At 73.7% G+C, this 6,693-nt stretch carries 5 protein-coding genes; 2 read left to right on the forward strand and 3 right to left on the reverse strand.

Going from position 1 to position 6,693, the window contains the following annotated elements; all coding sequences use genetic code 11:
• Positions 1-196: 196 nt before the first annotated feature.
• From LLG88_09620 to LLG88_09630, 3 genes are all read right to left on the reverse strand, one after another.
• On the reverse strand, positions 197-649 hold the full coding sequence (locus LLG88_09620; protein MCE5247161.1) for a hypothetical protein: 453 nt from the start codon (positions 647-649) through the stop codon (positions 197-199).
• A gap of 138 nt (positions 650-787) precedes the next feature.
• Positions 788-994, reverse strand: a complete 207-nt coding sequence (locus LLG88_09625) for a dodecin family protein (GenBank protein MCE5247162.1) — start codon at positions 992-994, stop codon at positions 788-790.
• Between the two features lie 58 nt (positions 995-1,052).
• Positions 1,053-2,834: a TonB-dependent receptor gene (locus LLG88_09630; protein ID MCE5247163.1), complete on the reverse strand. Its 1,782-nt coding sequence runs from the start codon at positions 2,832-2,834 to the stop codon at positions 1,053-1,055.
• Positions 2,835-2,999: 165 nt separating this feature from the next.
• Here LLG88_09630 and LLG88_09635 point away from each other — a divergent pair, with 165 nt between their 5' ends.
• Both LLG88_09635 and LLG88_09640 read left to right on the forward strand, forming a co-directional pair.
• Complete coding sequence (locus LLG88_09635) at positions 3,000-3,980, forward strand: ABC transporter substrate-binding protein (GenBank protein ID MCE5247164.1); 981 nt, start codon at positions 3,000-3,002, stop codon at positions 3,978-3,980.
• Positions 3,980-6,379, forward strand: coding sequence for a response regulator (locus LLG88_09640; protein MCE5247165.1), 2,400 nt, complete (start codon positions 3,980-3,982; stop codon positions 6,377-6,379). Before LLG88_09635 ends, LLG88_09640 begins: the two co-directional genes overlap by 1 nt.
• Positions 6,380-6,693 lie beyond the last annotated feature (314 nt).

The raw sequence follows: 6,693 nt of genomic DNA on the forward strand, positions 1-6,693 counted from the left end.
ACGCGGCGCGGGCGCCGGACCGCCGCGGGAGCTCGATGCCGGCGCGGCCTGGGCCGCGGGGGACGCGTTGGGCGGAACTTGCGCGACGGCGGCGGCCGCCGCGGCCCAGAGGACCGCCGCGGCGCCGACCGCGGCCGGGAGCTTTCGCGTGGAAATCACTGTTCACCTCGCGCCGCGAGGCGACCCGACGCCGTCGTCACTTCGACGGGCCGGCCGCCGACGCGCGGATGATCGTCAGCCGATGGACCAGCGAGCGGGCGCCGCCGGCCACCGCCTCGATTTCGATCTCGTTGACCCCCGCCTTGGGGAGCGGAACGCCCTGCGCCTCGAAGAAGACGCGCTGCGACGCCTCCGTCGCCCCCTCGGGCACGCGCCGCAGCTTTTCCATGTCCTGCGCCGTCGGCGGGCGCAGCCGCGCCGGGCGGCCCCCGACGAGAACGCTGTCCACCGGAACGGAGGAGAAGACGACGCCCGAGACGGTCGCGCTCCCGCCGGCGACGGTGTACGGCGCGGCGGCGAGGACGACGACCGGACGCGGCGCGGGGGAAACGGCCGGCGCTGGTTCCGCCGGCGGAACGGCCGGCGGCGCGGCCGCGACGAGAGCGGCGGCGGCGAACGCGGCCCCGAGGGCCAAGGTCCCTTTCTTCATCGCCCGGAACCCCTCCGGCGCCGATCGCCCGGCGCCACGAGGCGCGCCGCTCCGTCTTCCGCGGCGGCGGCGCACCGTTGCCGAGTGTGCGCCGGCGCGGCAAACCGGACAAGAGGTCGCCGCCGGGCGGCGCCGACTTCAGTCCACCTTGAACGCGAGGTCCACCGTGACCTGCCATTCGGTCACGGCGCCGGCGCCGACCGCTCCGCGGATCTCCTTCACTTCGAACCAGGCGAGGCCGTGAAGCGTCTCCCCCGCCTTGGCGACGGCCGCTTGGATCGCCTGTTCGAGGCTGCCGCCGGCGCAGCCGACCACCGTGACTTTCTTGTAGACCCTGTCCGCCATCGCCCCTCCCGTGCCGCGTCGCCGCGCGGAAGGGATCTTACGAGGAAACGGGGCCGGCTCAGCGGAATTCGACCCCCAGCCAGATCCAGCGGCCGGCCAGTTCGCCGCCGTAGAAGTTCCGGTCCGGTTGGTCCAAGGCGTTCCGGACGTCCAGCGAGATTTCCGTGCGCCCGCCCCGGCCGAGACGCGAGGCGAAGCGCAGGTCCACTTCGGCGTGCCCGACGCCGTCCTGCCGCTGCTGCGCGCGCAGCGTCGCCGTCGCCGAGAACGGGCCGGCGCCGTAGAGGATCGCCGCCGTCTCGCGGTGCTTGAGGATGTCGCCGACGTAGCGGGAATCGAGCGCCCGCGGCCAGTCGGCCGACTGCGCGAGGTACATCCCGTCCACGCGGAACCGGAAGCCGCCGCCGAGCGGCCCCTCGACCGCGGCGTCGACGCCGTCGAGCCGCTGGCTCTCGATGTTCGCCTCGCGGAACGGCCCGGTCTCTCCGACCGGCCGCACGAGGTCGATCATGTCGTCGCCGCGGCGGTGGAACAGCTTCACCGAGACGTCGAGCGGCCCGGCGGGACCGCGGGCCCCGAGCTCGAGTCCCCACGCCGTCTCGGCGACGAGGTTCGGGTCGCCGACGTAGGCCGGGCTGTTCGAGTAGAGCTCCGTGAACGACGGCAGGCGCATCGCCCGGCCGAGGCTGGCGGTGAAGCGCCACGAGCCGGCCGCGCGCATCGCCGCGATCTGCGGCAGGAACCAGGTCCGCCCGACCGCCCGCTCGGCCCGCGCGCCGACGCTCGTCTCGAAGGCGCCCGAAACGACGTGCAGTTCGGCGAAGAGCCCGCCCCGGCCGCGGTTCCGGTCGCCGAGGACGTTGGAGTCGATCGACTCGCGCGAGCCGTCGAGGCCGACGGCCATCTCCGCGCCGCGGCCGAGCTCGACCCGCCGGCTCAGCGAAAGCGTTTGGCCGTCGGTCGTATGGATCGCGTCGTAGAACGAGGGGCGGTCGCGGTCGAGCAGGAACTCGTCCCGCTTGCGCCGCCAGCCGAAGGCCGCCTCCCAGCCTCCGCCGCGGTAGGCCGCGCGCCCCGCGACGCCGCGCACCGACTCCCATTGGTTCGGATAGGTCCCCGAGTAGGCTTCCCAAGCACCGAAGCGCTTGTCCTGATAGAGCGCCTCGACGTCCCACGGGCCGCGGGCGAAGCGGCCGAGGAGCCTCATGTCGGCGAGGTCGGTGTCCGGGCGGTAGCCGTCGGCGACCGTCCGCGACGCGGCGAGCGACGCGTCGCCGGACGTCCCGTACAGCTCGCCCCGGCGCAATCCGTTCTGTCCCGCGGCGAGGCCGCCCGCCGCCTTCGCCTCCCGCTCCGGACGACGGGTCACGATCTGCACGACCCCGCCGAACGCGCCCGGCCCGTAGGCCGCGGCCGCCGGCCCCTCGAGGACCTCGATCCGCTCGATCGAGACGAGCGGCGGGAGGAACTCCAGCAGGTGGTGCCCGGTCTGCGGATCGACGACCGGCATCCCGTCCACGAGGACGAGGACCCCCTCGAAGCCGCTGCCGTAGAGCGAAAGGTCGGCCTGCGCCCCGAACGGCGCGCGCTCCCTTAAATCGACCCCCGCGACGTAGGAGAGCGCCCCGGCGGCGTCGGCCACCGGCAGCCGCTCGATCTGCCCGCGGTCGAGCACCTTGACCGGACGAATTTCGGCCCCGAGCCGGGAGCCGGTGACCTCGACCGTCTCGACCGTTTCGCCGTCGAGCGGCGCCTCGGGCGAGGCGGGATCGGCGGCGAACGACGGGCCGGCCGCGGCGACCGCGCAGAGGAAGAGCGGCGCGAGCTGAGCGAACCTCATGCGGGCTCCATCGGCGGTCGCGCCCGACGCGTCGGCGGCGGGCGCAAAAGAGGGGCAGACGATACTCTTGGCGAATTGCACCGGCCAGTCGAAAAAGTCAGGTGCGACCGTGGTCCTCTGGCGACTCGGACTCTAGATTCCAGACGGAGAAAGGCCTACCACCCCATGGGAAAACTCGCGGTCGCCCTCTTCGGGCTGATGTTCGCGCTCGGAGCCGGGTTGGTCGTCCACGCCCGCCGTCCCGCTCCCGCGCCGCCGCTGCGGCTCGGCCTCAATCCGTGGGCCGGGTACGAGTTCCTGTTCCTCGCCCGGGAAAAGGGGTACTTCGCCGAGGAAGGGGTGGACGTCCGCCTCGTCGAGTTCAGCTCGGTCGAGGACGCCCGGCGGGCCTACGAGCACAACCAGCTCGACGGCATCGCCTCCAGCATGGTCAACATGCTCCTCACCCGCGCCGAGTCGCGGCGGGAGCCGCAGGCGTTCCTCGTCGCCGACGCGTCGAACGGCGTGGACATGCTCGTCGCCGGTCCCGGGGTGCGCGACCTCGCCGACCTGCGGGGCAAGCGGATCGGCATCGAGCGGGCCGCGCCGGGGCTGCTCGTCCTCGGGCGGGCGCTCGACAAGGCCGGGCTCCGCCTCGGCGACGTGGACGTCCGGGTGATGGATCTGGAGAAGATGCCCGAGGCGATGCGGACCGGCGCCGTGGACGCCGCGGTCTGCTACCCGCCGATCTCCACCGACCTCGCGCGCGCCGGCGGCCGCGTTCTCTTCACCAGCGCGGCGATCCCCGGCGAGATCGTGGACGCGTTCTTCTTCGACCGCCGCGTGCTCGAGGCGCGCCCGCGCGAGGCGGCCGCGATCGTCCGCGCCTGGGACAAGGCGCTCGAGTTCGCGGAGCGGAACCCGGCCGAGGCGTACCGCTCGATGGCCCGCCGGATGCTCGTCTCGGAGCCGGAGGTCCGGGAGCAGCTCGAGGGGATCCAGATCCTGCGCTCCCGCGACCAGCGGCGGCTCTTCGCCCGCGGCGGGAAGCTCGACGGCGTCGTGGGCCGGCTCGACGAAATGGCCCGCGCCCTCGGCCTCGTCTCCGGGCCGAACCACACGGGGGACATCGTCGCCCGCCAGCCGGTCCTCTGGGGGACGCGTTGATGCGCGGCGCGGCGATCACGACGATCTCCGGCGCGCAGAGCGCCGTCGCGCGCTTCTCCCTCAAGGCGAAGCTGACCCTGCCGCTGCTGGCGCTGGGGATCTTCCTCGTCGCCGGCGGCTCGTGGTTCATCGTCCGCACCTTCTCGGCGGTCGTGGACGGACAGATCCGGGGCCGCGCCCGCTCGATCGCCGCCACGCTGGTCCACGCGGTCGAGACGCGGCGCAACGCCGAGGGGCTGGTCCGCTTCGTCAACGCGCTCGGCGCCGAGGCCGACGTCGTCCAACTGACGCTCGTGGCCGGGGACGACCAGCAGGTCGTCGCCTGCACGCGGAACGCGTGGATCGGGCGGCCGCTGGCCTCGCTGCCCGACGAGCTGATCCGTCGGCAGATCGCCGCGGTGCACGACGAGGGGGACGAGGTCTTCGCGGAGGACCGCAAGGCCTCGGTCTTCAGCTACGCGGTCGGCCTGCGCCTCTGGTCGGAGGCGTCGGAGCGCGGCCCGCGGATGGGCGCCCTCGCGATCCAGATCGACACCGCGCCGCTGCGGCGGGGCGTCGAGCGGGTCGTGGAGGACCTCGTCGGGACGCTGATGATCGCGATCGCGATGGCCGCGGCGCTGACCTACGTCCTCGTGCGGACGCTGATCCTGAAGCCGATCACCGAGATTCAGGGCGCGATGCGCCGGCGGCAGAAGGGGGACCTCTCCGCCTTCGCGCCGGTGCTGGCGGACGACGAGATCGGCGCCCTCGCCACGCGGCTCAACGCCTCGCTCGCCGCCCTCGCGGCGCGCGAGGAGGAGTTGATCCGCGCCAAGGACGCGGCGGAGGCCGCGAGCCGGGCCAAGGGGCAGTTCGTGGCCAACATGAGCCACGAGATCCGCACGCCGCTCAACGGCGTGATCGGCATGACGTCCCTGCTCCTCGACACGCCGCTGACGGAGGAGCAGCGCGAGCTGGCCGAAACGGCCCGTTCGAGCGGCGGCGCGCTGCTCGCGGTGATCAACGACGTGCTCGACTTCTCGAAGATCGAGGCGGGGCGGATGGACCTCGAGGAGGTCGAGTTCGATCCCGGACTGGTCGCCGAGGAGGCGGTCGGCCTGCTGGCCGGCGAGGCGGAGCGGAAGGGGCTGGAGATCGGCGCCGTCCTCCACGCCGACCTGCCGGGCCGAATCGTCGGCGACCCGACCCGCCTGCGGCAGATCCTCGTCAATCTCGTCGGCAACGCGATCAAGTTCACCGAGCGCGGCGAGATCGTCGTGCGCGCCGCGGTCGTCGAGAACGACGGCGCGGCGGCGACGCTGCGGTTCGAGGTCTCCGACACGGGGATCGGAATCGACCCCGCGGCGCAGGCGAAGCTGTTCGAGTCGTTCACCCAGGCGGACAGTTCGACGACCCGCCGCTTCGGCGGCACGGGCCTCGGGCTGGCGATCTGCCGGCACCTCGCGCGGCTGATGGGCGGCGACATCGGCGTGGAGAGCGAGCAAGGCCAAGGAAGCACCTTCTGGTTCACGATCCGCCGGCCGACCCGTCCCGCGACCGATCCGGCGGGCTCGTCGCTCGCCGATCTCGCCCGCGGCGCGCGGCTGCTCTGCGTCGATCCGCGCCCGTCGCGGCGGCGCATCGTCCAGGAGCAGTTCCAGGCGCAGGGGGCGCGCTGCGACGTCGCGGCCGACGCCGACGAGGCGGTCGCGATCTTCCGCGCCGCCGCGGCCGCGGGGGACGCGCCGCGCGTCGTGCTCGTCGACGGCGCCGATCCGCGCGTCGACCGCGCCGCCCTCGCCGCGGCGCTGCGCGCCGAGCCGGAGGGAGCGCGGCTCCGCTTCGCCGGGCTCACCGTCCGCGGGCGCGGTCCGAGCCAAGGCGCCGGCTGCGACTTCTGGCTCCACGCGCCGCTGCGGCGCGACCAGATGCGGGCCTGCCTCGCGCCGACCCCCCGCCCCGCCCCGCGGAGCGAGGCCGCACCGGCGCGTCCGGCGCAAGGCGGCACGCTGGCGGCGAGCATCGGCGCCGCGCTGCCGCTCCTCGTCGCCGAGGACAACCCGGTCAACCAGAAGCTGATCGCGCGCCTGCTGGCGAAGATGGGGTTCGAGATCGACATCGTTCCCGACGGCGCGGCGGCGGTGGAGGCGGTCGAGCGCCGCCGCTACGGCGCGGTGCTGATGGACTGCCAGATGCCGGAGATGGACGGCTATCAGGCGACGTCGGAGATCCGGCGGCTCGAGGCCGGCTCGGACCGTCGTTTGCCGATCATCGCCATGACGGCCCACGCGATGCGCGGCGACCGCGAGAAGTGCGAGGCGTCGGGGATGGACGACTACGTGTCCAAGCCGATCGACGTGGCGGAGCTCGAGGGGACGTTGGCGCGCTGGTTGGGGGGGGCTGTTCCGGTCGGGCGCTGACCTCCGTGCGGAACGTCGGACGAACTGCCCGCGTTCCTATCCACGTCGTCGGTCATCGCGGCGGGACGTCGGACGAACTGCCCGCGTTCCTATCGGCGTCGTCGGTCGGTCGCTGCGGGGGGGCCGGCGAACCCTAGAACTCACGGGTATCGCCGGCCCCCCCGCGGCGACCGACCTCCCATCGCCGCGCAAAACCCGACGTCTCCGTCGCCGCGCCCACGGCCCTAATCAGACTCACGCAAACCGCCCGCTTTGCGGCCTCAAGGCCCGCGTTCCTATCGACGTCGTCGGTCGGTCGCTGCGGGGGGGCCGGC

Source organism: bacterium (assembly GCA_021372775.1).
Taxonomy (GTDB): Bacteria; Acidobacteriota; Polarisedimenticolia; order J045; family J045; genus JAJFTU01.